We start from the raw sequence: 1,220 nt of genomic DNA, 5'->3' as shown, positions 1-1,220 counted from the left end.
GTATTGAGTGCACTGCGCTGGCGCAGGTACAGGGTGCCGCTGACATAGCCCCGGTACTGGCCGCTGCGGTCGAATACCGGGTGCGAGATCGAGATCAGCAGCTTGCCGGTGGCCGACTGGTAGGGATCGCTGATCATCGGCTGGCGCCGTTCCAATGCTGCCTTGTTGCCAGCGCTGCGCAGGATCTCGCCCTGCAGCTGCAGGCTCTGCGGCGAGGTCGCGATCACCCGCCCGTCGTTGGCCACCACCAGCGAGGAGTTGAAGCTGCTGGACTGCAGCTGCAGGCGACGGGCTTCATCCTGCGCCTGGGCCGGATCCATGTCGCTGTCGCCAAGCCGGGTGGCGGCATAGGCCAGCTGCTGCTGCGCGGCCAGCAGGAAGTTCTGCGTGGTCTCGGCCAGCTTGGTGGCGTACACGCGGTTGGCTTCCAGGGTGTTGCCCACCAGCTGGTCGCGCTGCACGCGATAGCTGGCAAGCAGCGTATTGGCCAGAGCGATGACGGCGCTGAGCAGGGCCAGGGCAAGGATCAGCTTGCCCAGGTTGAGCCGGGGGGACAGTGTGCGCATGCGGTTGAAGGATCGGGCAGGGCTGGACCCGCCGGATCCTCCGGATGGGGCAACAGCGGGAATCGGCGGCCCGGCCAGCGCGGCTGGGGCGGAGAGTCAGGCATTTGTCCCGCAGATTATCGCCAAATCACAGGGCCGCGAAGTGAAGCCGTTGGTCCTGCCGCCATCCAAAGAAAAAGCCCCGCACTGCGGGGCCTTTCCGTATTCCATCAATGCCGCGCGATCAGCGCTTCATCGAACCGAAGAACTCGTCGTTGGACTTGGTGTTCTTCATCTTGTCGAGCAGGAATTCCATCGCCGTCATTTCATCCATCGGATGCAGCAGCTTGCGCAGGATCCAGATCTTCTGCAGCAGCTCCGGCTCGATCAGCAGGTCTTCGCGGCGGGTGCCGGAACGGTTGATGTCGATGGCCGGGAACACGCGCTTTTCAGCGATGCGACGGCTCAGGTGCACTTCGCTGTTGCCGGTGCCCTTGAACTCTTCGTAGATCACCTCGTCCATCTTCGAGCCGGTATCGACCAGCGCGGTGGCGATGATGGTCAGGCTGCCGCCTTCTTCCACGTTGCGCGCAGCACCGAAGAAACGCTTCGGGCGATGCAGGGCGTTGGCGTCCACACCACCGGTCAGCACCTTGCCCGAGCTCGGCACGACGT

At 64.2% G+C, this 1,220-nt stretch carries 1 protein-coding gene and 1 pseudogene; both read right to left on the bottom strand.

What is annotated here, in order from left to right; all coding sequences use genetic code 11:
* Positions 1-566 (bottom strand): PDC sensor domain-containing protein (locus tag AB4Y84_RS21985; protein WP_442250973.1); only part of this gene is annotated, 566 nt, incomplete at its 3' end.
* 223 nt (positions 567-789) lie between these two features.
* Positions 790-1,220: pseudogene (locus AB4Y84_RS21980) on the bottom strand (transcription termination factor Rho); the annotation flags it as partial.

Source organism: Stenotrophomonas sp. 2YAF22 (assembly GCF_052114665.1).
Classification (GTDB): domain Bacteria; phylum Pseudomonadota; class Gammaproteobacteria; order Xanthomonadales; family Xanthomonadaceae; genus Stenotrophomonas; species Stenotrophomonas indicatrix.
Note: the sequence above shows the minus strand (reverse complement) of the source record. Positions and strands in the feature narration are given on the sequence as shown.